Raw genomic sequence first — 24,223 nt, forward strand, 5'->3', positions numbered from 1 at the left:
TTTTAAAATTGTTGTCCAATGATAAAATGGGTTTCCCATCCATTTGCTTTTGCTGTTCCAGGTAAGGCATCAAATCCATATCCAAAATCAATTCCCAGTAATCCAAATGCCGGCATAAATACACGTAGACCAGCTCCTGCAGAACGACTTAATGCAAAAGGGTTATAGCTCTTGAAATTAGCATAAGATGAACCTGCTTCTAAAAACGTTAATGCATAAATAGATGCCGATGATTTTAATGTTATTGGATAACGCATTTCTAATGAAAATTTATTATAAACCGTTGCTCCAATTTGTTCACCAGCACTGTTTACCGGAGTCAATGAGTTGTTTGGATATCCTCTCAATTGTATGGTTTCTCTACCATCCATGGAATAATTGGCTAATCCATCACCACCTACATAGAATCTTTCAAATGGTACAGCACCTCTTTCTTGGTTGTATGCTCCAAGGAATCCAAATTCAGTTAACGTTCGGAGTACTAATTTACCATAAATTTTTGTGTACCAGTCTGCTTTGAACTTAATTTTATAATATTCTAACCAATTAAATTTCTTCTGATCCACTTTTGCAGGGTCAGCAGCAGCATCTTGATAATTGGAAACTTTATTTGGAGTAAGATTTGTTGAACTAGGAATAGCCTCAACATAATCCCCCTCGTTTACTTGTATTCCGTTTGAACCTGTATAGGTTGTACCTGTATATTTGTATTTGTATTCCTGTTGATCACCTAATGTTGCATAATCAACGCCATTTATCAACGAATAAGGAGGAGTCAATTTTGCTGAAATACTAAACTCTGAACCATACATTGGAAAAATTGGATTCACCCCTTTATTACTTCGTGTTAATCCTACGGTATAGGCTAAGTTTCTTGACGTTCCGTTTCCAAATGTAAATAATCCTGTGTTGTAGTTTTGTAAATCGTAATGTTGGTAACTTATCGATTGTGATAAAACGAAGAAATCATCCGGTACAGTCAGTCTTTTTGCTAAACCAACAGACAAAGTCATGATATTAAAACTTTTAGTTTTATCTACTCTTTGTGTTATGTAATTATTTAAAAATTGTTTGCTGTACGATAGTGACGTACTAAATTGAACTGGTTTTTTTCCTCCAAACCATGGTTCAGAAAATGACATACTATAGGTTTGAAAGTAAGTACTTCCTTGTAATCTCAACGAAACTTTTTGACCGTCACCCATTGGTAAAGGTTTGTAGGCCTCTTTTTTAAAAATGTTTCTCGCCGAAAAATTGTTAAAGGACAGTCCCAGAGTACCAATAAAACCGCCTCCGCCATAACCACCTTGTAGTTCTATCTGGCTTGATCCTTTTTCAACAAGGTTATATTCTATATCAACAGTCCCAGCTCCAGAATCTACATTTTTGAATTTTGGATCAATTGCTTCCGGATCAAAAAATCCTAATTGTCCTATCTCACGAATGGTTCTCACCAGTTCTTCTTTGCTGTATTTTTCTCCTGGTTTAGTTCTTAATTCTCTATAAATAACACGGTCATTTGTTTTGTCATTTCCTACAACCGTAATTTTATTAAAATAAGCCAAAGGTCCTTCAGTAACTCTTATCTCAAAATCGATAGTGTCGTTTGCTGTTTTTACTTCTACGGCATTTATATTTGAAAATAAATACCCGCTGTTTTGATATAAATTGGTAATATCTTCTCCATCTGGTTTAGATTTATCTGCAATTCTTTTTTCGAGAAGTACACCATTATAGGTTTCTCCTTTTTTAACACTTAATATTCTGCTCAATAATTGGTCTGGATAAACCGTATTTCCTAAAAATTTAATGTTTCCAAAATAGTATTTGTTTCCCTCTTCTACATTTATTTTAATCGACAATGCATTTTTGTCTTTGTTGTAAGTAACAGAATCCGAAAGTATTCGGGCATCACGATATCCTTTTTCTTTATAAGCGGCAATTACCTTTTCTAAATCGGTTTTGTATTTTGCTTGTATAAATTTAGATGCTTTCAAGACTCGAATAGGATTTTTCTGTTTCGTATCTTTCATTGCCTTACGCAAAACTTTATCTGATAATTTTGTATTGCCTACAAAATCAATTTTGTCAATTTTTATTTTTTCACCTTTATCAATTTTTACAAGCATGTTTACTTGATTTACTGTTGCAGTGTCTTTGGTGGTTGTTATAGTTACTTTGGTATTGTAAAAACCGTCTTTTTTGTATTTATTTTCAATGTAGTTTTTAGTGGTGGTAATTAGATTTTCGTTTACAATTTTATTTTTAGTAAGACTGTTATCTTTAATTAAAGCTTCAGTTTTGTTTTTCTTAATACCAACAAATTTTACCTCGTTTAACTTGGGTAATTCTGCAATATTTAAGTCAAGATAAATACTGTCGTTTTGGATTCTGTTAACGTAAAACGAAATTTCATCAAAAAGTCCTAGTTTTCCAAGTTTTTTAATAGCGCTGCTTATTTCTTCACCCGGAATTGTTATTTCCTGTCCTTTTTGAAGTCCTGCAAAAGTTACTACTGTCTGAGAATTGAAACTTATTTTTCCAATTACTGCAACATCGGCTAGAATGTATTTTTTTCCTTGGTCAAAAGGAACTCTTTCTTGAGCTTTAATTTGAGTAAAACTACCAAAAATCAAAATTGTAAGGACTGTTTTTATGCTTTTATGTAACACTAAAAAATTATTTAATTTGTTCACTTGTTTTTCCAAATCTACGTTCTCTTTTTTGATAACTAATAATAGCCTCATATAAATCTTGTTCTTTAAAGTCTGGCCAAAGGATGTCGGTAAAATATAATTCGGCATAGGCTATTTGCCACAACAAAAAATTACTTATTCTATGTTCTCCGCTGGTTCGTATTAATAAATCTACATCAGGTAAATTTTGCGTGTAAAGATGCTCATTTATAATTGAATCGTCAATAGTGTCTATTGAAATTATATTATTTTTAACTTTACTACAAATGTTTTTAACTGCATTGACTAATTCTTCTCTGGAGCCATAGCTTAATGCCAGTGTTAACGTCATTTGCGTATTGTCTTTTGTTTTATTTATTACATCGAGAAGTTCCTTTTGCGCAGATTTTGGTAATTTTCCCAGGTTACCAATAGCATTCAGTTTGATGTTATTTTTTTGGAGTGTTATCAGTTCTTTTTTTAATGAATTGATTAACACCCTCATTAAAGTTTCTACCTCCAGTTTTGGTCTGTTCCAATTTTCGGTAGAGAAGGCATATAGCGTAAGATATTCTATTCCTAATTTGGCACTAGCTTGAATTATTTTTTTAACTGATTTTGTTCCGCTTTCATGCCCTAAAGCTCTTAAAAGCCCTTTTTGTTTTGCCCAACGGCCGTTGCCATCCATTATAATGGCTAAATGTTTGGGTAAATTTGTTGCGTCTATTGTAGGTAGTAAATCCATTTCTTTATTCTGCACAGTAACAAGGTTTGTTTCCAAAGGTATAAGTAAGGGTTAATCCCGAAAAAACATACCAATCATTATTATTTAAATTTCCAAATCGTAACGTTTCCAAATTCTCATTCTTCGGATTACTCCCATCCAGGTTATCCGTAAGCGTATATCGAGCTCCAACTTCTACAGCCAATATGAAATTAGGTGTAATGTTTGATTTTATTCCTAAGTTAATTGGAATTGCAAAAGAGCCGGAACCTTTATCTTTCCTGGTTTCACCTGCTAAAATATATAACTCGTCATATCTAAAATAGCTTATTCCGGAATATACATAAGGAGAGATTTTATTCCTCAATTCATGAAGATTAAAATCGAAAAAATTGAATTCAAGGCCTAAAGATACTTCTTTTATACTATTTGCAAAACGATATCCTCTTTGGTTTCTACCACCTTCTTCAGAATCCAAATCGTTAGAAACAATTTTTGATTGCGTATACGAAAATCGGTAGGCATGTCTTGGGCTTTTATTCCATTTATAAAGCAATCCCAATGCAGGTTCATTTGGAGATATATAGGTCGTGGGGCCAACATCTCCAACGTAGTTACTGCCTCCTACAAAAATACCAACTTCATGAATTTGTGCATGAATTGCTAAAAATGGAAATAGGCATAACAAAAAATTAAAAATTTTGTTCATTTAGTTAAAATTGCGTGCAAATATAATAATTATCAATACGATTCAATACCTATTAAGTTAATTGTCCTCTCTTTTGAGTAATTAACAATAAATAGGCGTTAGATAAATCCAAACGTGAAAAACAGATAGAATCGTATAGTGTTTAATTAAAATGGATTAATTCCTTCTGTCTTCTCCCCAAAGCAGTTTGGTGCGTAATGTTTTTAGAAAGGTTTCTTCTGGGATTTCTACCATGTTTATTTGAAAAGGAGTTTTCTTAATGGTTAGAATCGATTCGTTTTTTACAGATGCAATTCGGGAATCTAAGGATACTAAATATTGATCCTCTCTGCCGGAAACTTTCAATCTAATTTCTGTTTCGTCTGGGACAACGAGCGGTCTGGCGTTTAGATTATGAGGAGCAATTGGGGTAATAACTAAGCTTTTTACATCTGGGGTTAAAATAGGACCTCCGCAACTTAAATTATATCCTGTTGATCCTGTTGGAGTGGCAATAATTAAACCGTCTGCCCAATAGGAATTTAAAAACTCATGATTCAAGTACGTTTCTACGGTAATCATCGAGGTGGAATCTTTTCGGCTAACTGAAATTTCATTCATAGCAAAATTGATGTCTAATAGGGATTCGTTTTCGGGAGTGCAGGACAAACTTAATAATGTTCTTTTTGAAATAGTGTATTTTTTATCAATGACAAACTGCATAAATGCGGCAATATTCTCTTTTTGAACCGTTGCCAAAAAACCTAACCGGCCTGCATTTATCCCTAATATTGGAACTCCAGAATTCCGGACTAATGTAACAGCTCTTAAAATAGTTCCATCACCACCAATGCTGATTAGCATATTAAAACTTTGGTCTAATTCTGTATGTGATGAAAAAGTTTTGTATTCTTTTTGTATGATTTTCTTTTCATAAAGCATTTTAAGGAATTCTGCTTCAATAACCATTTCAACATTGTTTTTGTTAAAAAAAACAAAAATATCTTTTATGATTGGTTCTGTGCTTACAAGATAGTATTGTCCGTATATAGCTACTTTCATCTGTTGTTTAATCGTTATTTAGTTAAATCTGTTAATTTGTTGAAGTAAATAAACAAATTAAAGAGTAAACTATATATTAAGGTATTTGTCTAAATAATCAGAACGTTCCTTTAAATTATTAATGTAATTGTCTTCTTGATGCTCCGATATAATTTCATAATTATACCTTCTGAAAGTTTGTATTATTTCATTCATGGCTCCTAAACTTATTTTCATAGTTACCTGAACACTATCAACATCAGCGTCAGAGATGAATAAACCCAAAAGCTTTCCGTTATTGCTTTCAACAATTTGAGTAATTTGACTCATCGAATAATCCAAAATCGGTTTTTTGACAACAATGATTCCGCCAGGTTCCTTTAAAAATGGCGTCTCATGAAAAAACTTCATGATGTCCTCTATTTCATAATAACCAACATATTTGTTATTTTCATCTAATACAGGAACTAAATTGGTATGGTTTTTTGCGAAAATTTCTAAAACATCCAGCCAAATTGTATTTGTTCTGGTAAAAAATCCTTCAAGTGTGAATCTATAATCAATTACTTTTTTATCCCTGTCAAATGTTTCTATATCATCGGATACAATACTGCCAATATAAATTCCCTCTTCGACTACCGGAAAGTGTGAAAAGTGTAATTCATTGAAAAAGTCTTGAACAACCGCAATAGTTTCTTGGCTGTCAATCGCTTTAAAATCATTGGTAATATAGTTTGTAATTTCTGTCATAAATCAATCGGAAATATTTCATGCAAAATAATCAAAAATAAGCAAAAACTCCTACCTTTTACTTTGTATTTTTGCGTCAATAAATACTATTAACATAATCAAAAAGTGTTCCAATGACAAAGTTAAGTGTAAACATCAATAAAATAGCTACTTTACGAAATGCTCGCGGTGGAAATGTTCCCGATTTATTAAAAGTGGCAACCGACATTCAAAAGTTTGGAGCGGAAGGGATCACGATTCATCCGCGTCCTGATGAGCGTCACATTCGTTATCAAGATGCTCGCGATTTGAAATCTATTGTTTATACCGAATATAATATTGAAGGAAATCCTGAGAAAACCTTTATTGATCTCGTTCTGGAGATAAAACCTACCCAAGTCACTTTGGTTCCTGATGCTATAGATGCCATAACTTCCAATGCAGGTTGGGATACCATAAAACATGCTGATTATCTCAAAGAGATTGTTCAGGAATTTCAGCGAAATGGGATAAGAACTTCCATTTTTGTCGATCCAGTTCTCGAAATGATCGAAGGCGCGAAAAAAATTGGAACCGAAAGAATCGAATTATACACCGAAGCATTCGCACACGAATACAGTTTGGGTAACGAAAGAGGCATACAGCCGTATATGGAATCAGCGATTTTGGCCAATCAAATAGGTTTAGGAATCAACGCAGGTCATGATTTAAGCTTGGATAACATTCAATTTTTCAAAGAAAATATTCCGGGATTACTCGAAGTTTCTATAGGTCATGCTTTAATTTCCGAAGCCATTTATCTGGGATTGGATAATGTGATCAATATGTACTTGCAAAAATTAAAATAAAATAATTTGGGCGTGACCCGCTGAAAAACGGGTCGGGCTATACGTTACAAGTCCTCACAAAACTCCATTTCATTTCGTTTTGTTCCGGGCTTTCACTGCTATCCCTCACGCGCTCCCCAAACCCCATACTATGCTCTACTCAAAAACAGAAGGCTCAGGAAAACCACTTTTAATCTTGCACGGATTTCTTGGAATGTCTGACAATTGGAAAACACTAGGAACACAATTCGCTTCCGACTTTCAAGTTCACATTCTTGATTTACGCAATCACGGCCGAAGCTTACATTCCGAAGAATTCAGTTATGAAATAATGGTTCGGGATGTTTTCGAATATTGTCGAGCACATAATTTAGAAAACATAAATATCATCGGACATTCTATGGGCGGAAAAGTAGCCATGCTTTTGGCAACGACTCATCCGGAATTGGTTGATAAATTGATTGTTGCTGATATCGGACCAAAATTTTATCCGCAACACCATCAGGATATTCTGGCGGGATTAAATGCCGTTGATTTTTCGAAAAAACCAAGCCGAAACGAAGTCGAGGAAATTATGGCAAAATATATCCCTGATTTTGGAACAAGACAATTCCTGATGAAAAATTTGTATTGGCAAGAGCCAGGACAATTAGCATTCCGATTTAATTTGGCGGTTTTCAATACAAAAATGGATGAAATAGGAGTTTCATTGCAAGAAAATTTAGTTTTTGAGAAACCAACGTTGTTTATACGCGGCGGAAATTCCAATTATATTCTGGACAGTGATTTCGAAAATATAAAGCATCATTTTCCTAATTCAAGCATCGAAACTATCTCTAATGTTGGACATTGGCTTCATGCCGAAAACCCAACCGAATTTTATCAAAAAGTGAGTTCTTTTTTGAAATAAATTAAATGATTTTAAATTTTCACTACATTTATTAAAATTTTAAAACAAAAATTTATGAATTTACTAATCAGAATTCTTATTACATCAGGCTTAGTATTGCTAATCGCTAATTTTATGCCGGGTGTTCACGTGGCTGGATTTACTACAGCATTAGTTGTAGCCGTTGTTCTTGGCTTACTTAATATATTTATTAAACCAATTTTGGTAATACTAACTTTGCCAGTTACCATTATTACATTGGGATTGTTTTTATTGGTCATTAATGCATTGATTATTTTATTGTGTACTAAAATTGTGGGTGGATTTAGTGTCGACACGTTTTGGACAGCCTTGTTTTTTAGTATCATATTGTCATTATTGCAATCTATAATGAATGGGATATTAGGAGAAGGAAAATAATCAATTATTTTTAACAAGTATTTGGGAGTGAATAAATTCACTTTGACTGCTGATTTAATACCTTTGTACTTCACTATAGGATACACAATGTCAAAAAAGTTTTATATAATGTTATTAGTTGTGTTTGGTTTCTTTATGGCACCAAGCATAGCTTTTGCATGTAAAACTAAATCCGAGAAAGCGTGTTGCAAAAAAGAGGTTTCTTCAAAAACAGAGAAGGCCGACTGTTGCAACAAAGAAAAAGCCTCTAAAAATAAAAATCATGAGGGTTGTAATGGAGCTTGTAAGGATATTTCTTGTAGTAACTCAACCGTTTATTTGGGTTTGACTTCATTGTTTTACACTGATTTAAACAATAAAATCTTCCATTTTTCTTCAGAAAAACAAAATTATTATTATTCGGAAATCTTCATTTCTTCTGATTTTCGTTCCATTTGGCTTCCACCTAAAATAAGCTAAATTCCTTTTTAGACAGCCATAAATGGGCTTAATTCAAAGTGTAATACTTTAAAATCATTAAATTTTATGACAGTCCGCAATATGTTCCAAAGGATAAAATAGGACACACAGATAACACGGATTGAACGGATTTTGTACAGATTTAAATAACAGTTTGATTCACCAAGTAAAAAAATCCGTGTAAATCGGTATAATCTGTACAATCTGTGGGCTACTATTTATGCTTTATAAATGTACAAACGACGAAAATTGTATTCGAAATGATTTTAGTCCGCATTACGGATAGTCATATTAAATTTATAGTCAAATTCAATTTTTAGCAATACATGCTATTGTTTCAATATTGCTTTTGACTAATTCACCTCAATATTATTAGAAAATGAACTCAATAAAAAAAATAGTGATGGCAATTACAGTATTGCTTTCAATCACAGGGGCTAATGCGCAAATTAAAAATACCAAAACCGAAACGGTAAAAATCTACGGGAATTGCGGAATGTGTAAAACAACTATAGAGAAAGCTGGGAACTTGAAAAAAGTGACTCAGGTAGATTGGAATGAAGATACCCAAATGGCTACACTAACGTATGATTCACAAAAAACAAATCAAGAGGAAATATTAAAACGTATTGCTTTGGCGGGTTATGACAGCAACAGCTTTCTTGCTCCTGATGCAGCCTATGATAACCTTCCGGGATGTTGTCAATACGAAAGAGAAGCTAAAGTGGCTGTGGTATCCGAAACTAAAACTGACCCGAGCGATAGCGAACAGGCGAAGCAAATGGGAACTATGAAAAATCATGAAGATCACGATAAAAATTTGGATACTCTAAATCAAGAACAGGCAACCAATAATCAATTAAAACCAGTTTTTGATAATTACTTTTCGTTGAAAGATGCCTTGGTCAAAACGGATGGTAAAATGGCTTCTTCTGTAGCAAAAGATTTATTAGCGTCATTAAACGCCGTGAAAATGGATGAACTTGCTATGGATGTTCACTTGGTTTGGATGAAAGTCATGAAAGATTTGACAACTGGAGCCAAAAGCATTTCCGAAACACAAGATATTAAAAAACAAAGAACGCTGTTTATGTCTTTATCAAAAAACATGCACGATTTGATAAAAGTCGCTAAGTATGAAACGCCTGTTTTTTACCAGTTTTGCCCAATGGCAAATGATGGAAAAGGTGCTAATTGGTTGAGCAAAGATGACACGATTAAGAACCCTTATTATGGTTCTCAAATGTTGAGTTGTGGAAAAACAATTGAAGAGATTAAGTGATTATTTTGTGTTAATTATATAAGTAAAATAATTAGTTTTATAACTGTGTAAATACCATTGTATTGTACTATTATAAGGCAGAAATTTAATGGCATCTTTTATAGAAAAGAGCTGGAGACTTCAAAATGTATTATTAAAATAAATTAAAATGAAAAAATCTATTTTTTTAGGCCTGCTAATGGCTTTTGTAATGCTTTCTTGCAATGATAAAAATAAAGGAAAAGCAACTGATGAGACTCATATGATGAATGATGATTCTACAATGATGGATAATGACACAACAATGATGGGAAAAAACTCAAAAATGATGAACAATACTAAAAAAATGTATGCCTGTCCGATGCATCCGGAAGTTCAAGGTAATTTGAATGATAAATGCTCAAAATGCGGAATGAAGTTAACCGAGCCAGTTACTGAATTATCCATAAAAAACGATAAATAAAAGCTTAATTTTTTCGTATTCAAACCAAACCAACCTTGCTGTAAAATTGACAAGGTTGGTTTATATGATCAATAAATTTATGAAACATAAAATACTATTAAAAATGTTTAGCAAGAGTAAGTAATAAGCATTATATAATGCCGTATTTTGTTTTTTCAAAGTTGGTTACAACTAGTATTGATACTGCGAATTAATCAATTTTATCATGCGACAACAAATCATTCCGATTACTTATATGCCAAAATAATCACGTAAAATGAGACTCTTTATTAAAAATATGGTATGCAATCGATGTATTATGGTTGTAAAGTTCGAGCTGGAAAAATTGGGGCTTACTCCAATTTCAGTTGAATTAGGCGAAGTTGAATTATTAGAAGATTTCAAAGAGAATCAGAAGCAAGATTTAGAAATAAAATTGCAATCACTCGGATTTGAATTATTAGAGGATAAAACAACTATAACTATTGAGAGGATTAAATGCCTAATTGTTGATTTGGTTCACCATCAAAATAATGAATTAAAAACTAATTTGTCAAGCTATTTGTCGGAACAATTAGGACAAGATTACAACACATTGAGTAATTTGTTTTCTGAAGTTCAAGGGACAACGATTGAGCATTATTTTATTGCTCAAAAGATTGAAAAAGTAAAGGAGTTATTAATGTATAAAGAATTAACAGTAAGCGAAATTGCTATTAAATTGAATTATAGCGATGTAGCACATTTGAGTAATCAGTTTAAAAAAATAACAGGTTTTACACCAACTCATTTTAAACAATTAAAAGAAAACAACAGATTACAAATTGATAATTTGTAAAATTTACAAATCATTTCCAAAATTCTACAACAAGTCAAAATACAGGTCATGTACCTTTGAGTAGTAGAAATGAATCTTTAGTTTAATATTTTAAAATAATAAAAAAATGAAAACATTAATTACCGTACTAAGCCTATTCTTAGCAGTAAATTCAATGGCATCAGCTCAAGAAGTTGCAAAGCCTTCGCAAAAGGAAGCTCAAAAAACATCCTACACCTGTCCAATGCATCCGGAAGAAATGAGTGACAAAGAAGGAGAATGCAGTAAATGTGGAATGGAACTGGTAAAAACAAAGGTCCTAAAACACGACACCTCGGGTAAAGGAAAAAAAACAACTACTGAAATTGTGACAAAATACGTTTGCAAAATGGATGGTACAACTTCTGACAAACCAGGAAAATGTTCAAAATGTGGAATGAAAATGACTCCTGAAGAAGTTCAAAAAACAATGTACACTTGTCCCATGCATCCGAAAGAAATGAGTGATAAATCTGGGAAATGTCCTAAATGCGGAATGCAAATGATTCCAAAAAAGAGTGATAAAAAAGAAGAAAATCATCAACATTAAAATTCTTTCAAATCGGTTCTATAATTTTTTATGGGATCGATTTTTTTTAATTCAAAATTATGAAACATACTTATATTATCACTGGAATGAGTTGTGACGGTTGTCGTTCCAAAGTCGAAAAAACATTGAATGCTATAGATGGGATTCAAGCAACAGTTACTTTGGATCCGCCAATAGCAACAATAACAATGGAAAGCCATATTCCAACAGCCCAATTACAAGAAACGCTTTCCAAAGCTGGTAAATATTCCATTTCTATGGAATCCCCAACCAATATCACCTCAAAAATAGCAACAGAACCAGTAAAATCGTGTTGCGAATCCAATAAAATACAAGATAAAAAGATTGTGGCTTTACCAAGTAATGCACATGGCAAATATTATTGTCCGATGCATTGTGAAGGAGAGAAAGTGTACGATAAACCAGGAAGTTGTCCGGTTTGTGGAATGAATTTAGAAAAAATTCCAGAATTGAGTTCGGCAAAAATAATGTATACCTGTCCAATGCATCCTGAAGTAATCAAAGACGGTCCCGGTTCCTGTCCCATTTGTGGAATGGATTTAGTGCCAATGGAACCAACCGAAAGTGAAGAAAACAAAGTGTATAATGACTTAGTGCGCAAAATGAAAATTGCTGTACTATGTACCGTTCCGGTGTTCTTAATTGCCATGTCAGATATGATTCCTGACAATCCATTAATGAGAATTATGGATGCTTCCAAGTGGAATTGGGTACAGTTTGGATTGTCTCTTCCTGTAGTTTTTTATGCGTGTTGGATGTTTTTTGTACGTGCTTGGAAGTCGATTGTTACTTGGAATCTCAATATGTTTACCCTTATTGGAATTGGTACTGGAGTAGCCTTTTTGTTTAGTTTAGCTGGGATGTTTTTTCCAGATATTTTTCCAAATGAATTTAGAACGGAAGATGGGGCCGTATTGCTTTATTTTGAGGCGACGACAGTCATATTAACATTAGTCTTATTAGGACAATTACTCGAAGCCAGAGCACATAGTCGAACTAGTGGTGCGATAAAAGAACTCTTGAAATTAGCACCAACCGAAGCTACTTTGGTAATCGATGGAAAAGACCAAATAATCTCGATTCACGACATCAAAAAAGGAGACTTATTGCGCGTGAAACCAGGAGATAAAATTCCGGTGGACGGAAAAATAACCGATGGAGAAAGTGCAATCGACGAATCGATGATTACGGGCGAACCCATTCCTGTTGATAAAATAATAGGAGATAGCGTTAGTTCAGGAACTATCAACGGAAATAAATCCTTTGTGATGATTGCCGAGAAAGTGGGTTCGGAAACCTTACTTTCACAAATTGTACAAATGGTAAATAATGCCAGCCGTTCTAAAGCACCGATTCAGAAACTAGCAGATAAAATAGCTAAATATTTTGTACCCATTGTTGTCTTTGTTTCGGTAATCACTTTTTTTGTTTGGGCAAAATTCGGACCTGAACCGGCAATGGTTTATGGATTTATCAATGCCATTGCGGTATTGATTATTGCCTGTCCTTGTGCTTTGGGATTAGCGACGCCTATGTCGGTCATGGTGGGTGTTGGAAAAGGAGCACAATCTGGGGTGTTGATAAAAAACGCCGAAGCTTTGGAAAGAATGAATAAAGTAAATGTTTTGATAACCGATAAAACGGGAACAATTACCGAAGGAAAACCTTCTGTTGAAAAAGTGTTTTCATTAGAGAGTGATGAAAATACTTTATTGCAAAGTATTGCTTCCTTAAACCAGTACAGCGAGCATCCTTTGGCGCAAGCCGTAGTTAATTTTGCGAAAGCGAAAAATGCTTCATTAATCGAAGTAAAGGATTTTGAAGCGATTTCAGGGAAAGGAGTTATTGGGACGGTAACCAATAAAAAAGTGGCACTCGGAAATAAAAAATTAATGGAGCAAGTGAATGCTACAGTTTTGGATGAATTGGAAAATAAAATTATTGCAGAACAGAAACTAGGGAAAACAGTTTCTTATATTTCAGTTGATGGAATAGCTGTGGGATTCGTATCAATTACTGATGCCATAAAAGCTACAAGTGTCGAAGCCATAAAAGAATTAATGCGTCAAGGCGTTGAAGTGATAATGCTTACCGGAGATAATGAGAATACGGCAAAAGCAGTTGCATCAACATTGAATTTAAGCTCTTATAAAGCAGGCTGTTTACCCGAAGACAAGCTCAAGGAAATTAAACGATTACAATCCGAAGGAAAAATTGTTGCAATGGCAGGTGACGGAATTAACGATGCTCCGGCTTTGGCGCAAGCCGATATCGGAATTGCTATGGGAACCGGAACTGATGTTGCTATTGAAAGTGCTAAAATTACCTTGGTAAAAGGAGACTTGCAAGGGATAGTCAAAGCCAAAAATTTAAGTCATGCAGTAATGCGAAATATCAAGCAAAATTTATTTTTTGCCTTTTTCTACAATGTATTAGGAATTCCAATTGCAGCGGGTGTTTTGTATCCCTTTTTTGGAGTCTTGCTTTCGCCAATGATAGCCGCTTTGGCAATGAGTTTTAGTTCTGTTTCAGTAATTGCAAATGCCTTACGATTAAGGAATTTAAAACTTTAAATAATTGGTAATTAAAGGTTAATGTTAAATTATAGAATAATTTTTGTTTTAATAGTTTTGATTTTATGTTGAGAAAATAAATTCACTTTAAGTATAACAATTAAAATTTACAGTCATGAAAACACTAAAAAAATTACACTTGTACTGGCTTTAAGTACTTTGATTTATTCCTGTCAATCCAGTAAACAGGTTCTTTCACAATCCGATAAAAGAATGGAAATCATGAACACAATCGCTGACAGCAAAAGTATGTCAAAAGAAATGATGGATGTTATGATGAAAAGTGAAAATGGAAAAATGATGATGCAGGAAATGATGAAAGAAAATCATGCTAAAATGATGGCAATGATGAAAGAGAACCCAGAAATGATGCAAAATATGATGTCAGATATGATGAAAATGATGAAGGATAATCCAGAAATGATGAAAAGTATGATGTCAAAAATGATGGAAGCATCAAAAGGGGATGACGCTATGCTGTCTGGAATGTGTAAATCTATGATGGAAAATAAGCCAATGATGGATATGATGGAGAAAATGAAAAAAGATAAAATGGACATGAATAAAAAGAAAGGAATGGATAAAAAACCGGAAAAGAAAGAAGATCATAAAGCACATCATTAATAATTATTTAATCCTAAAGCTATGTTTAATAACGGTAATGGAGAAATGCATATGGAATCGTACTCATTTATGGGAATACATGTTTTTTGGTGGTTTTCAATAGTCGTTTTAGGACTGGCATTATTAGTGGCAGCTCACAAGTACCGGAGAAGAAAGTGATTTGCAATAGACTGGATAGTTTGTTTTGCAAATCTAAAGCCTCGCTCGTGACCGCTGTGCAAAGTCAGAGACGTTTGCGTAGCTTATATGACAAATTTATTCTTTGAAAAACACTTTGCGGAGCTGAGTGTTTTAAAAAATCAAAAAAGCTAAGATTTTACTCTTAGCTTTTTTGATTTACTGTTGTGCAACGTATTCATAGCAATCAAATCAATCTTTTTTATGTTGTTGTTCAATGTGATTTTGATTTCCGTTAATCGTATTATCCCCGCTGTGCGAAGTCTCCCGACTTCGTATCCATGTCTATATGCCGTTAACACTTTACTCTCACTATATTATTTGCTCATTATTGTGGGCGCAAAGTCAGAGACGTTTGCGCAACTTACACGACAAATTTATTCTTTGAATGAACACTTTGCGGAGCTGGTTTTGGATTGAGCTTGAATTATTAAAAACACAGGCGGAAGCGTTTATCTAGAATACGCTAATGGGTTATAACTTGCTTTTTTGTATTCAAAACAATGAGATAAAAATCATAATCAAACCATTTAAAACAAATTAATTATAAAACAAAAATAGTATCTTTGGTATAATAAAACACAAAATGTTATGAACTTAGAAGCAACAAAAATGGAGCTGATTGAAATGCTGTTAAGCACAAAAAAAGCGACCGTGTTAAAGAAAGTAAAAGCCATTTTAGAAGAAGACCAAGCTCAATTAACAAAAGAAGATTATGCCATTATAGATGCTCGAAGAGACAGCCACCTAAAAGGGGAAAGCAAATCTTTTTCATGGGAGCAAACCAAAAAACAGATACTCAAATCATAGTTTTATGAAGTATGTGTTAGAAATTAAAGAAGAAGCAGTTTTTGACATCAAAGAAACGTATCTTTATTATGAAGAACAAAAAATTGGTTTAGGAAATCGTTTTTTAGATACCTTAGAAACCTATTTAGAAAGGGTTCAAAAAAATCCCGAACATTATCAAGTCAAAAGAAAACCCTATCGAGAAGCTTTTATAAAAGATTTTCCTTATTTGATTATCTACGAAATAGAAGCCAACAAAGTAGTTGTTTATGCTGTTTTTAATACGTGGAAAGATCCAAATAAAAAACCGGCAAAGAAATAAAATAACACTTTTTTTAAGTTGCCCTAGAATATAACTGCAACTTCACTGTGCAAAATCTCCCTACTTCGTAACCATGTCTATATGTCGTTAACACTTTAGATTCATTATATTATTTGCGCGGTATTGTGGGCGAAAAGTCAGAGACGTTTGCGCAGCTTAAACGACAAATTTATTCTTTGAAAGAACACTTAGCGGAGCTGGGAATAATTTTTTATGTGTTTTCATTTTTCTGTTTTTTATGCAACACTTTTTTCAGTAAAGCTGTTATTATTTGATTTGAATGGATTTCACTGATTTGATTTCTTAAGCACTGCCTGAAAAATTTGTATCGTTATCTCATTGTTCCATCCTTTTGCCAAATCGACCCCAAAATCACTCAACCGCAATTTAAAATTGAGTGTAAGCAAACAGGAAAAGGTTTCGTTGCTTGCAATGTGTTTAAGTAATCCGTTTACATATATTGTTTTCACTATTCCATTCAAATGCAGCTCTGCTTCAAAATTTAGTTTGTGATCTGGATGTTCTAATGTCTTCACGTAGGGAATGTTCAGTTTTCCTTTCAGGATTATCGGCTTTATGGATGTGTTAATAAGTTTTACATTCAGTGAATCTATTGTAGTGCGTAAAGTAGTTGGACTAAGTGTTAACCCGATTTCAGCAGTTTCATAATTGATCAAAACAAACAAATGATTGCCATTGGCTGTTATTATGGAATCTCTGTATGAGGCAATAACCTCAATACTTCCTTCCCTGGTTTGGTATCTTTGTTGTGCCTTAACTGAAAAGCTCCATAGGAGTAATGCTATAATGGTGCATACCCATACTTTTGTTAGAATTTTCACCATTACTTTATACATAATTACGATATATATATGTTTGCAATTGCTTTTCTGAATTTGAAATATTCTCCATTCCTTTTAAAAGCACTTCGGTTATTATCATTTGAATTATTTATGTTTTTTTTATTCATTTTCCTGATGATTTTGCCCTTGGTGTTCCATCATTCCGTCTGAATTTTTCAGAGAATTTACATAAACATAAACCGAAAGGATTTCTTCTTCGCTCAAAATGTTTTCCCATGCTGCCATTGCAGTTCCCTTCATTCCTTTTTTTATGAGGTATATTCGTCCTTGATTTGAATAAAATGATGAATGCTCAGGGTCAGTAAAATCGGCTGGCTTTGGTTGTAATGTTGTTGCTCCTGGACCATCACCTTTACCACCACTACCATGACAAGTAACACAATATTTTGTGAATATGTCTTTACCTTGTGCAAGTTGTTCCTCAGTACCGGGAGATACGGGCTGATTGTATTTTTCGCCCAATTCCTGTTTTAACCATTTGCGCGTTTCATTCATTTGTTGTGAATGCCCACTATGGTCATAGTTGTCATTTTCTTCTCCCTTTTGTTGAGGGTGGTTCTGTTCAACTTGTTCTTGGTTTTTTTCTGAATTTCGGCAGGAAGTAAGCATCAGCAGTGCATACATCAATGCGGTAATGATTACAAATCCGATTTTTATGGTTCGCCGGAGTTTACCCTGGGCTTGGCCGAAAGACTCCCCACATTGTTTCGATTTTTTCATAGTTGTCGTTTTTAGTTTTTAAATCAATTCACAAACCAGACGCAAATATTCAGATAACTGTGTAGTGATTGAATGATAGTCGTCAATTGATAATATGATTTTTGCAATCCAAAACTTATGATATAACGTCACTGCAGTAACACTTTCAATATATTTGTATCTTATGCATTCTCGAGAACAATGCTTATTGATCCCAATATACTTTTCATGACCACAATGGCTACATGTATAGCCATTCTTTCTCTTTTCTTGTGTAATAAATCCTCAATGCTTTTCATTACTAAAAAAGCGACTTAATGAACTATAAAATGCTGTTTGTCAGAATTATACATTATTTATTTTCATTTTAATATAAATTTACGGCTTATTTAAATATGGAATTCGGTTTTTTTAAAATTTTTATTTCATTTTTTATTTTGCACAAATGAATAATATACATCATGCTGTAGGAATGATTATCTTCATAAAACTATTACGGGTTTTTATATTCTTTTCATCCCTCCTATATCGCCACCGCCTTTCCTAATAACACCCTACCAACGCTTATAATGGCACAAGCTGAAGTATTTACCGATGGAAATTTCAGATTGCAATTTGAGCGAATGGATATTCCGGTTTCTAAAAGATTACGAATGGATTTAATGTGGAATACTGACAAAGAATATATGGCAGGGTTACGTTATATTGTCAAAAGAAACTTTAGTTTTAGAACCCATTATGACAGTGATATGGGATTTGGTTTTGGATTAAATCTGAATTATTAAAGAATTGAAAATTAAAATTTTAATACCGTAACTCGCACGAGCACAATGTTATTACGTTAAGGATTTAATTGTCATTCCGACGAAGGAGGAATCTCTGTTAGTGAATCTCGTTGTTGAGATTCCTTCTTCCTCGGAATGGCATATTACTTTTAGGTAAACTTCAAACAAATCTAAATAATTGTTAAACGGATATTATAAAAATAACAAAAGCTATGATTTATGCATAGCTTTTGTGCTTTGTTGTTGTGGACACGGATTGCAAATCCGCCTTTACTTTGTATTTGTATCACATTATAAAATTGCGCAAAGTCAGAGACGTTTGCGCAGCTTAAACGACAAATTTATTCTTTGAAAGAACACTTAGCGGAGCAGGGGGATTTAAGGTATTATTATAATCCCATAATGTATCATCAAGATCAAAAAATATATTTTTATATGTTTTTTCATTTTAGTTATTTAAAAATTTAAGACACATCTTATAATATTTATTTTTTAATTGAAGATCTCATCATAACAAATTGATCTAGCAGCAAAAAGAAACGCAACTTATTTTTATTTGGGACGATACCATATGATTCGAAAAATGGGGAAACCCATTCTTCACCAAGGTTGTACTTGATACTACGTGAAGCAATAGATAAATCTACATAGCGGTCTCCTATTCCCGCCAAACCAAAATCAACAAAACCAATTTCTTTTTTATTCGTTATAATATTAGGCATACTATAATCCCCATGAATGAACACGTTGTCTTCTACAGTTGGCTGAAGAGATGATAGTTCGTCAAGTAATTCTTTAAAAGATTTTAATTTATACTCACTACTTAAAGCACTATGGTCAAGTTGATTATTAGTTATTATTTTTTCTGCTTTTTTTATTAAAACATCAGTTGTTGAGTCAAAAGGGCATTTAGTACGTGATAAATTATGAATGATTTTTAATCCATTTGCATATATTTTTATAATGCTATTTGGATCAAGTTTCAAATTAGTATCAATTAAATTTTCACCTGGGATTTCAGATAAAAGCAGATAATCTTTATTCCCATTTTGAAAAAAAGCAATTACTTTTGGCACATTTAATTTTTCTTGTAGCCAGATTAATCGGTCTTTTTCTGGTTTTAATGAACTATCAATCTTCAAAAAATATGTAGGATAACTATTATTCTTAGTAGCTTTATAAACAATTGAAGGTTGGTTTTTATAAAGAATGATTTTAGTTAAAGAATAATTCTTTAAAATAATATTAATCTCTTTCGGTAAATTAGTTTCTTCCATTATCTTCGTTGTTTAAATAAAGTAATTGAATTATTCATTAAGTGTATATTTTGACTTTTAATTTATAAATCAAAAGCCTAAATCATTATTTAATAAATCTATTTTTCCTTCTCCCAGTCCTGTATTTATAGGTTCACATCCTAAACATTCATTCGAGCCATTTTTAGACAGCCATTTTCTTACGGCAGTGAGTTTTTTTGAACCAACTTCGGATAAAGTACATTCCTCACCTAACAAAAAATCATTGGTTCTGTGTGGTACACAATTACAGGGGTAAATAAACTTGTCTTTTGGAGAAAAATACAAACCCCGCTCCACAAAGTCTTCTCGAAAACGACAATATTATTTAGTTGGATGCTGTGCGAAGTCTCCCGACTTCGTACCCATTCCTATATGCAGTTCCAACTTTGTTAAACTCAATATTCATTATATCTGATAAAATTATTCAAATTCAAAACATCAACAATAGGAATGTCTGCTTTTTTGTTCAAATGTAATGGTTTTTACCACAAATAAATACTTGATTTGTGTTTGTTGCCTATTGGAAAGCGTACAAATTCGGGAGACTTCGCACAGTAATCCTCTTCTGCCGATTTGTTAATAGATCTAATAAAACGATCCCAATCCATCCTTTTTTCGATAGATAGCTCTGATAAATACCATTCTCTTTGTTTTGCTAAAGTAGGAATAAATTCTTATAAATTATCAAATGAGTCTATGTTCAATAGCAATTATCCATTTTAAACTCCGAACGTTTATTTGTAGTTCGAGCTGCGTGAAGGATGGCAGTGAAAATCCTTTTATGAAGCGAAGCGCAATAAAAGATTGTAACGAACAGCCTGACCCGTAGTTTTTACGGAGGGACACGCCCAAAATATTTTCCTTTTCTAACCTCTGATTTTGTCAAATAACTACCTAAAATTCAAAATGGTAAAATACTTGTTTGGGTTGGAAAAATTTTATAATTTTGCAACCCAATTTTATTATGTAAATTAAAGAAGAAGATGGATATTAAAAGAGTAGCAATAGACGCTGTAACTGAGACAATTGTAATGACAGTTGTTCACATGGATTACAAAGGGCAAGTAGCAAAAAGAATAAACGAAAAAATGCCTTTGGCAACTGTTAAAGGATTTAGAAAAGGGGCTGTGCCTAAAGATCTTGTTGAAAAACAATATGGTAAAGGGATTAAACAAGAAGAAGTTCAAAAAGTGGTAGATTTAGCTCTAGAGCGTTTCGTACAATCGGAAAGATTAAACCTTCTTGGGACGCCACTTGCTAAAGTAAACGAAGTTTTTTCTTGGGATACTGAAGAATTGGTTTTTGAATATGAAATTGGTTTAGTGCCAAACTTCGAATTGGATTTAGATGCAAAAAATGACATTGTAAAATATGTGGTTTCTGCTGATGATAAATTAATCGAAGGTCAAGTAGAACGTATCCAAAAACAATTTGGAAAAGCAATTCCTCAAGATGTGGTTGAAGCTGGTTCTGATTTAACTGGAACTTTCACAAATGAAGAAAAAGGAATCAATAACACAACAACTATTTCTTTGGATATTTTCAAAGATAAAGCTACTGCTGATAAATTTATCGGTAAAAAAGTAGGTGATGTGGTAACTGTAAACACAAAAGGTTTATTCGAAGACGATCATCAATTGATGGATGTTATGAAAGTAAATCATGATGACGTTCACGGGTTGGAAGTTGATGTAGATTTCACAATCGAAGCAATCAATACAGCTGAATTGGCTGAATTGAACCAAGAATTGTTTGATAAACTTTTTGGAGCAGGAGCTGTTTCTTCACTGGAAGAATTGAAAGCAAAAATCAAGGAAGATGCTGAAAATCAATTTGCACAACAAGCAGATCAAAAATTATTAGGTGATGTAACTGAGTTTTTAATCGAAAGCACAAAATTCGATTTACCAGCTGAATTTCTTAAAAAATGGTTGCAAACTGTAGGAGAGAAAAAATTGTCTCCTGAAGAAGCTGAAGTAGAATATGCAAGATCAGAAAGAGGGTTGCGTTTTCAACTAATCGAAGGTAGAGCAATGGCTCAAAGTGATATTAAGATTACTTTCGAAGATTTGAAATCATTTACTACAAAATCAATCAGACAACAAATGGCTCAATTCGGACAAACAAATCCTACTGACGAAGAAGTTCAGGGAATTGTTGCAAGAGTTTTGTCAAACCAAGACGAAGTAAAAAGACTTTCTGACCAAGTTGTTGCTGAGAAATTATTGGAATTGTTCAAAGAAAAAGCAAATCCTACTACTAAAGAAGTAACTTACGAAGAATTTATTGCCGCTTCATACGGAGAATAATTTCTAAAAAATTAAGTATATTTGAGCGTCAAAAGGATATTTTTTTTTGACGCTCTTTATTTTTATTGGTTTAAGGTTTAAAGTTCAAAGTTGAGCAACCTTAAACTTTAAACTTTAAACTTTTAAACATGAATTACGGTAAAGAATTTAAAAAATTTGCTACAAAGCACCAAGGAGTAAACTCAATGTATTACGATAAAATCGTAAGTGCCATGACACCTAAAAACATGACTCCATATATCATCGAAGAACGTCAGTTGAATATTTCACAATTAGACGTTTTCTCAAGGCTGATGATGGACAGAATTATATTCCTTGGAACAGGAATTGATGACCAAATTGCAAATATTGTTCAGGCACAGTTATTGTTCCTTGAAAGTGCTGATGCTTCAAAAGATATTCAAATTTACTTGAATTCTCCAGGAGGAAGCGTTTATGCAGGATTGGGGATTTATGATACCATGCAATACATCAAACCAGATGTGGCAACTATTTGTACAGGAATGGCAGCTTCTATGGGAGCAGTTCTGTTATGTGCAGGAGCAGCTGGAAAACGTTCGGCATTGCCACATTCAAGAGTAATGATTCACCAACCATCAGGCGGAGCTCAAGGAGTTGCTACTGATATGGAAATCAACTTACGTGAAATGTTGAAACTAAAAGATGAGTTGTACAAAATCATCTCTCATCATTCAGGACAAACTTTCGAGAAAGTGCATGGTGATAGCGAACGTGATTATTGGATGATCGCTGAAGAAGCAAAAGTATACGGAATGATTGATGAAGTTTTAGTAAGAGGATAAATTTAGTGTTCAGTGTTCAGTATTCAGTAATCAGTTTCAGTTAGATAGTTTTCAGTTTTCAGTTTTTTATTATAATGCTGATTGCCGAACTACGATGACTGACCGCTGTCACTGACTACTGACCACTGACCACTGCTAACTGAAGAAGATGGCAAAAGTAGTATTAGAGTGTTCGTTTTGTGGAAGAAAGAAGCCAGAAACCAATTTGTTGATTGCTGGTATCAATGCACATATTTGTGATAAATGTATCGAACAAGCACACGGAATTGTTTTAGAAGAATTAAAATCCAGCGGAAGTTCAAAACTGGTTGGAGATTTGATTTTAAAAAAACCAAAAGAGATCAGAGCGTTTCTGGATCAATATGTAATTGGACAGGACCAAACTAAAAAAGTAATGTCGGTTGCGGTTTACAATCACTACAAACGTTTGATGCAACAGCAATTAGACGATGAGGTAGAGATTGAAAAAAGCAACATCATCATGGTGGGTCAAACCGGAACAGGAAAAACTTTGGTTGCCAAAACCATTGCGAAAATGTTGGATGTACCTTTAGCCATTGTTGACGCTACGGTTCTGACAGAAGCAGGTTATGTGGGAGAAGATGTCGAAAGTATTTTGACACGTCTTTTACAAGCTGCTGATTACGACGTAGCTAAAGCCGAACGTGGAATTGTTTTCATCGATGAAATAGATAAAATTGCGCGTAAAAGTGACAATCCGTCTATTACGCGTGATGTTTCTGGTGAAGGAGTGCAACAAGCATTGTTGAAATTATTGGAAGGAACCGTTGTAAATGTACCACCAAAAGGAGGACGTAAACACCCAGACCAAAAATTTGTTGAGGTAAATACACAAAACATTTTGTTTATTGCCGGTGGCGCTTTTGATGGAATCGAACGTATTATTTCAAAACGATTGAATCGTCAAGCCGTTGGTTATAGTACTTCTAAAAATGTGGACAATATTGACAAAGACAATTTGTTGCAATACATTATCCCAAAGGACATCAAAGATTTTGGATTGATTCCGGAGATTATTGGTCGTTTGCCAGTATTGACACACATGGATCCTTTAGACAGAGAAACTTTGCGTGCGATTTTGACACAACCTAAAAATGCGTTAATCAAACAATACGAGAAATTGTTTTTGATGGACGATGTTGAATTCACGATTACAAATGAAGCATTGGATTTTATTGTTGATAAAGCTTTAGAGTACAAATTAGGAGCTCGTGGATTGCGTTCGTTATGCGAAGCAGTCTTAACTGATGCCATGTATGAATTGCCAAGTTCTGATACTAAAATTTTAGAAATCGACATGGATTATGCAAAAGAAACCTTGAATAAAAACTTATTGAAGCGATTGGAGATTGCTTCTTAAAGTTTTAAGATAATACCT

At 33.4% G+C, this 24,223-nt stretch carries 24 protein-coding genes and 1 pseudogene; 16 read left to right on the forward strand and 9 right to left on the reverse strand.

Annotated features, from left to right (window positions below):
• Window positions 1-2 precede the first annotated feature (2 nt).
• The 5 genes from ACNO7W_RS03055 to ACNO7W_RS03075 all read right to left on the reverse strand — a co-directional run bounded on the left by ACNO7W_RS03055 (window position 3) and on the right by ACNO7W_RS03075 (window position 5,878).
• Window positions 3-2,747, reverse strand: coding sequence for a BamA/OMP85 family outer membrane protein (locus ACNO7W_RS03055; protein WP_417936976.1), 2,745 nt, complete (start codon window positions 2,745-2,747; stop codon window positions 3-5).
• A complete protein-coding gene (locus tag ACNO7W_RS03060; RefSeq protein ID WP_417936977.1) occupies window positions 2,680-3,420 on the reverse strand; it encodes an isoprenyl transferase in 741 nt (246 codons plus the stop codon). The genes ACNO7W_RS03055 and ACNO7W_RS03060 overlap by 68 nt, the downstream gene beginning before the upstream one ends.
• Window positions 3,421-3,424: 4 nt before the next feature.
• Window positions 3,425-4,108: a DUF6089 family protein gene (locus ACNO7W_RS03065; protein ID WP_417936978.1), complete on the reverse strand. Its 684-nt coding sequence runs from the start codon at window positions 4,106-4,108 to the stop codon at window positions 3,425-3,427.
• Window positions 4,109-4,264: 156 nt separating this feature from the next.
• A complete protein-coding gene (locus ACNO7W_RS03070) occupies window positions 4,265-5,149 on the reverse strand; it encodes an NAD kinase (RefSeq protein ID WP_417936979.1) in 885 nt (294 codons plus the stop codon).
• Between the two features lie 69 nt (window positions 5,150-5,218).
• On the reverse strand, window positions 5,219-5,878 hold the full coding sequence (locus ACNO7W_RS03075; protein WP_143386016.1) for a CBS domain-containing protein: 660 nt from the start codon (window positions 5,876-5,878) through the stop codon (window positions 5,219-5,221).
• A gap of 113 nt (window positions 5,879-5,991) precedes the next feature.
• Here ACNO7W_RS03075 and ACNO7W_RS03080 point away from each other — a divergent pair, with 113 nt between their 5' ends.
• The 12 genes from ACNO7W_RS03080 (at window position 5,992) to ACNO7W_RS03135 (ending at window position 16,067) form a co-directional block, all read left to right on the forward strand.
• Entirely contained in the window at window positions 5,992-6,705 is a 714-nt protein-coding gene (locus ACNO7W_RS03080; RefSeq protein ID WP_144064471.1) for a pyridoxine 5'-phosphate synthase, read from the forward strand.
• Between the two features lie 130 nt (window positions 6,706-6,835).
• The gene (locus ACNO7W_RS03085) at window positions 6,836-7,594 is read left to right on the forward strand and encodes an alpha/beta fold hydrolase (protein ID WP_417936980.1); all 759 of its coding nucleotides are present in this window, start codon (window positions 6,836-6,838) and stop codon (window positions 7,592-7,594) included.
• A gap of 54 nt (window positions 7,595-7,648) precedes the next feature.
• Window positions 7,649-7,993 (forward strand): phage holin family protein, encoded by a 345-nt coding sequence (locus tag ACNO7W_RS03090; RefSeq protein WP_143386019.1) that lies wholly within the window; start codon window positions 7,649-7,651, stop codon window positions 7,991-7,993.
• A gap of 108 nt (window positions 7,994-8,101) precedes the next feature.
• Window positions 8,102-8,452, forward strand: coding sequence for a hypothetical protein (locus ACNO7W_RS03095; RefSeq protein ID WP_417936981.1), 351 nt, complete (start codon window positions 8,102-8,104; stop codon window positions 8,450-8,452).
• A gap of 379 nt (window positions 8,453-8,831) precedes the next feature.
• Window positions 8,832-9,734 (forward strand): DUF3347 domain-containing protein, encoded by a 903-nt coding sequence (locus ACNO7W_RS03100; RefSeq protein ID WP_417936982.1) that lies wholly within the window; start codon window positions 8,832-8,834, stop codon window positions 9,732-9,734.
• Window positions 9,735-9,882: 148 nt separating this feature from the next.
• Window positions 9,883-10,176 (forward strand): heavy metal-binding domain-containing protein, encoded by a 294-nt coding sequence (locus ACNO7W_RS03105; protein WP_143386022.1) that lies wholly within the window; start codon window positions 9,883-9,885, stop codon window positions 10,174-10,176.
• 298 nt (window positions 10,177-10,474) lie between these two features.
• On the forward strand, window positions 10,475-10,993 hold the full coding sequence (locus tag ACNO7W_RS03110) for a helix-turn-helix domain-containing protein (RefSeq protein WP_417936983.1): 519 nt from the start codon (window positions 10,475-10,477) through the stop codon (window positions 10,991-10,993).
• Between the two features lie 106 nt (window positions 10,994-11,099).
• A complete protein-coding gene (locus ACNO7W_RS03115) occupies window positions 11,100-11,561 on the forward strand; it encodes a heavy metal-binding domain-containing protein (RefSeq protein WP_417936984.1) in 462 nt (153 codons plus the stop codon).
• A gap of 59 nt (window positions 11,562-11,620) precedes the next feature.
• Window positions 11,621-14,155, forward strand: a complete 2,535-nt coding sequence (locus ACNO7W_RS03120) for a heavy metal translocating P-type ATPase (RefSeq protein WP_417936985.1) — start codon at window positions 11,621-11,623, stop codon at window positions 14,153-14,155.
• A gap of 222 nt (window positions 14,156-14,377) precedes the next feature.
• Window positions 14,378-14,779 (forward strand): hypothetical protein, encoded by a 402-nt coding sequence (locus tag ACNO7W_RS03125; protein ID WP_417936986.1) that lies wholly within the window; start codon window positions 14,378-14,380, stop codon window positions 14,777-14,779.
• A 768-nt stretch (window positions 14,780-15,547) separates the two neighbouring features.
• Window positions 15,548-15,766, forward strand: coding sequence for a hypothetical protein (locus ACNO7W_RS03130; protein WP_417936987.1), 219 nt, complete (start codon window positions 15,548-15,550; stop codon window positions 15,764-15,766).
• A gap of 4 nt (window positions 15,767-15,770) precedes the next feature.
• Entirely contained in the window at window positions 15,771-16,067 is a 297-nt protein-coding gene (locus ACNO7W_RS03135) for a type II toxin-antitoxin system RelE/ParE family toxin (RefSeq protein ID WP_417936988.1), read from the forward strand.
• A 287-nt stretch (window positions 16,068-16,354) separates the two neighbouring features.
• Here ACNO7W_RS03135 and ACNO7W_RS03140 read toward each other — a convergent pair whose 3' ends face one another.
• Both ACNO7W_RS03140 and ACNO7W_RS03145 read right to left on the reverse strand, forming a co-directional pair.
• Window positions 16,355-16,912, reverse strand: a complete 558-nt coding sequence (locus ACNO7W_RS03140) for a hypothetical protein (protein WP_417936989.1) — start codon at window positions 16,910-16,912, stop codon at window positions 16,355-16,357.
• A 117-nt stretch (window positions 16,913-17,029) separates the two neighbouring features.
• On the reverse strand, window positions 17,030-17,650 hold the full coding sequence (locus ACNO7W_RS03145; protein ID WP_417936990.1) for a c-type cytochrome: 621 nt from the start codon (window positions 17,648-17,650) through the stop codon (window positions 17,030-17,032).
• Window positions 17,651-18,180: 530 nt separating this feature from the next.
• Between ACNO7W_RS03145 and ACNO7W_RS03150 the strand changes: the two are divergent.
• Window positions 18,181-18,414, forward strand: a pseudogene (locus tag ACNO7W_RS03150) (copper oxidase); the annotation flags it as partial.
• 485 nt (window positions 18,415-18,899) lie between these two features.
• On the opposite strand, the gene ACNO7W_RS03155 reads toward ACNO7W_RS03150, so the two are convergent.
• Both ACNO7W_RS03155 and ACNO7W_RS03160 read right to left on the reverse strand, forming a co-directional pair.
• Window positions 18,900-19,691 (reverse strand): APH(3') family aminoglycoside O-phosphotransferase, encoded by a 792-nt coding sequence (locus ACNO7W_RS03155; RefSeq protein WP_417936991.1) that lies wholly within the window; start codon window positions 19,689-19,691, stop codon window positions 18,900-18,902.
• A gap of 69 nt (window positions 19,692-19,760) precedes the next feature.
• Window positions 19,761-19,928: a hypothetical protein gene (locus ACNO7W_RS03160; RefSeq protein ID WP_417936992.1), complete on the reverse strand. Its 168-nt coding sequence runs from the start codon at window positions 19,926-19,928 to the stop codon at window positions 19,761-19,763.
• A gap of 767 nt (window positions 19,929-20,695) precedes the next feature.
• Between ACNO7W_RS03160 and ACNO7W_RS03165 the strand changes: the two genes are divergently transcribed.
• The 3 genes from ACNO7W_RS03165 to clpX all read left to right on the forward strand — a co-directional run bounded on the left by ACNO7W_RS03165 (window position 20,696) and on the right by clpX (window position 24,205).
• Window positions 20,696-22,021, forward strand: a complete 1,326-nt coding sequence (locus ACNO7W_RS03165; protein ID WP_417936993.1) for a trigger factor — start codon at window positions 20,696-20,698, stop codon at window positions 22,019-22,021.
• Between the two features lie 128 nt (window positions 22,022-22,149).
• Complete coding sequence (clpP, locus tag ACNO7W_RS03170; protein WP_417936994.1) at window positions 22,150-22,824, forward strand: ATP-dependent Clp endopeptidase proteolytic subunit ClpP; 675 nt, start codon at window positions 22,150-22,152, stop codon at window positions 22,822-22,824.
• A gap of 148 nt (window positions 22,825-22,972) precedes the next feature.
• Complete coding sequence (clpX, locus tag ACNO7W_RS03175; RefSeq protein ID WP_073204209.1) at window positions 22,973-24,205, forward strand: ATP-dependent Clp protease ATP-binding subunit ClpX; 1,233 nt, start codon at window positions 22,973-22,975, stop codon at window positions 24,203-24,205.
• Window positions 24,206-24,223 lie beyond the last annotated feature (18 nt).

Origin of the sequence: Flavobacterium sp. ZB4R12 (assembly GCF_048276375.1) — a bacterium.
Taxonomy (GTDB): domain Bacteria; phylum Bacteroidota; class Bacteroidia; order Flavobacteriales; family Flavobacteriaceae; genus Flavobacterium; species Flavobacterium gawalongense.

What these genes read in the sequence shown, in the direction of transcription:
- ACNO7W_RS03055 (WP_417936976.1), bottom strand. Translation starts at nt 2,747, where the DNA reads ATGAGGCTATTATTAGTTATCAAAAAAGAGAACGTAGATTTGGAAAAA.
- ACNO7W_RS03060 (WP_417936977.1), bottom strand. Translation starts at nt 3,420, where the DNA reads ATGGATTTACTACCTACAATAGACGCAACAAATTTACCCAAACATTTA.
- ACNO7W_RS03065 (WP_417936978.1), bottom strand. Translation starts at nt 4,108, where the DNA reads ATGAACAAAATTTTTAATTTTTTGTTATGCCTATTTCCATTTTTAGCA.
- ACNO7W_RS03070 (WP_417936979.1), bottom strand. Translation starts at nt 5,149, where the DNA reads ATGAAAGTAGCTATATACGGACAATACTATCTTGTAAGCACAGAACCA.
- ACNO7W_RS03075 (WP_143386016.1), bottom strand. Translation starts at nt 5,878, where the DNA reads ATGACAGAAATTACAAACTATATTACCAATGATTTTAAAGCGATTGAC.
- ACNO7W_RS03080 (WP_144064471.1), top strand. Translation starts at nt 5,992, where the DNA reads ATGACAAAGTTAAGTGTAAACATCAATAAAATAGCTACTTTACGAAAT.
- ACNO7W_RS03085 (WP_417936980.1), top strand. Translation starts at nt 6,836, where the DNA reads ATGCTCTACTCAAAAACAGAAGGCTCAGGAAAACCACTTTTAATCTTG.
- ACNO7W_RS03090 (WP_143386019.1), top strand. Translation starts at nt 7,649, where the DNA reads ATGAATTTACTAATCAGAATTCTTATTACATCAGGCTTAGTATTGCTA.
- ACNO7W_RS03095 (WP_417936981.1), top strand. Translation starts at nt 8,102, where the DNA reads ATGTTATTAGTTGTGTTTGGTTTCTTTATGGCACCAAGCATAGCTTTT.
- ACNO7W_RS03100 (WP_417936982.1), top strand. Translation starts at nt 8,832, where the DNA reads ATGAACTCAATAAAAAAAATAGTGATGGCAATTACAGTATTGCTTTCA.
- ACNO7W_RS03105 (WP_143386022.1), top strand. Translation starts at nt 9,883, where the DNA reads ATGAAAAAATCTATTTTTTTAGGCCTGCTAATGGCTTTTGTAATGCTT.
- ACNO7W_RS03110 (WP_417936983.1), top strand. Translation starts at nt 10,475, where the DNA reads ATGGTTGTAAAGTTCGAGCTGGAAAAATTGGGGCTTACTCCAATTTCA.
- ACNO7W_RS03115 (WP_417936984.1), top strand. Translation starts at nt 11,100, where the DNA reads ATGAAAACATTAATTACCGTACTAAGCCTATTCTTAGCAGTAAATTCA.
- ACNO7W_RS03120 (WP_417936985.1), top strand. Translation starts at nt 11,621, where the DNA reads ATGAAACATACTTATATTATCACTGGAATGAGTTGTGACGGTTGTCGT.
- ACNO7W_RS03125 (WP_417936986.1), top strand. Translation starts at nt 14,378, where the DNA reads ATGAACACAATCGCTGACAGCAAAAGTATGTCAAAAGAAATGATGGAT.
- ACNO7W_RS03130 (WP_417936987.1), top strand. Translation starts at nt 15,548, where the DNA reads ATGAACTTAGAAGCAACAAAAATGGAGCTGATTGAAATGCTGTTAAGC.
- ACNO7W_RS03135 (WP_417936988.1), top strand. Translation starts at nt 15,771, where the DNA reads ATGAAGTATGTGTTAGAAATTAAAGAAGAAGCAGTTTTTGACATCAAA.
- ACNO7W_RS03140 (WP_417936989.1), bottom strand. Translation starts at nt 16,912, where the DNA reads ATGGTGAAAATTCTAACAAAAGTATGGGTATGCACCATTATAGCATTA.
- ACNO7W_RS03145 (WP_417936990.1), bottom strand. Translation starts at nt 17,650, where the DNA reads ATGAAAAAATCGAAACAATGTGGGGAGTCTTTCGGCCAAGCCCAGGGT.
- ACNO7W_RS03155 (WP_417936991.1), bottom strand. Translation starts at nt 19,691, where the DNA reads ATGGAAGAAACTAATTTACCGAAAGAGATTAATATTATTTTAAAGAAT.
- ACNO7W_RS03165 (WP_417936993.1), top strand. Translation starts at nt 20,696, where the DNA reads ATGGATATTAAAAGAGTAGCAATAGACGCTGTAACTGAGACAATTGTA.
- clpP (WP_417936994.1), top strand. Translation starts at nt 22,150, where the DNA reads ATGAATTACGGTAAAGAATTTAAAAAATTTGCTACAAAGCACCAAGGA.
- clpX (WP_073204209.1), top strand. Translation starts at nt 22,973, where the DNA reads ATGGCAAAAGTAGTATTAGAGTGTTCGTTTTGTGGAAGAAAGAAGCCA.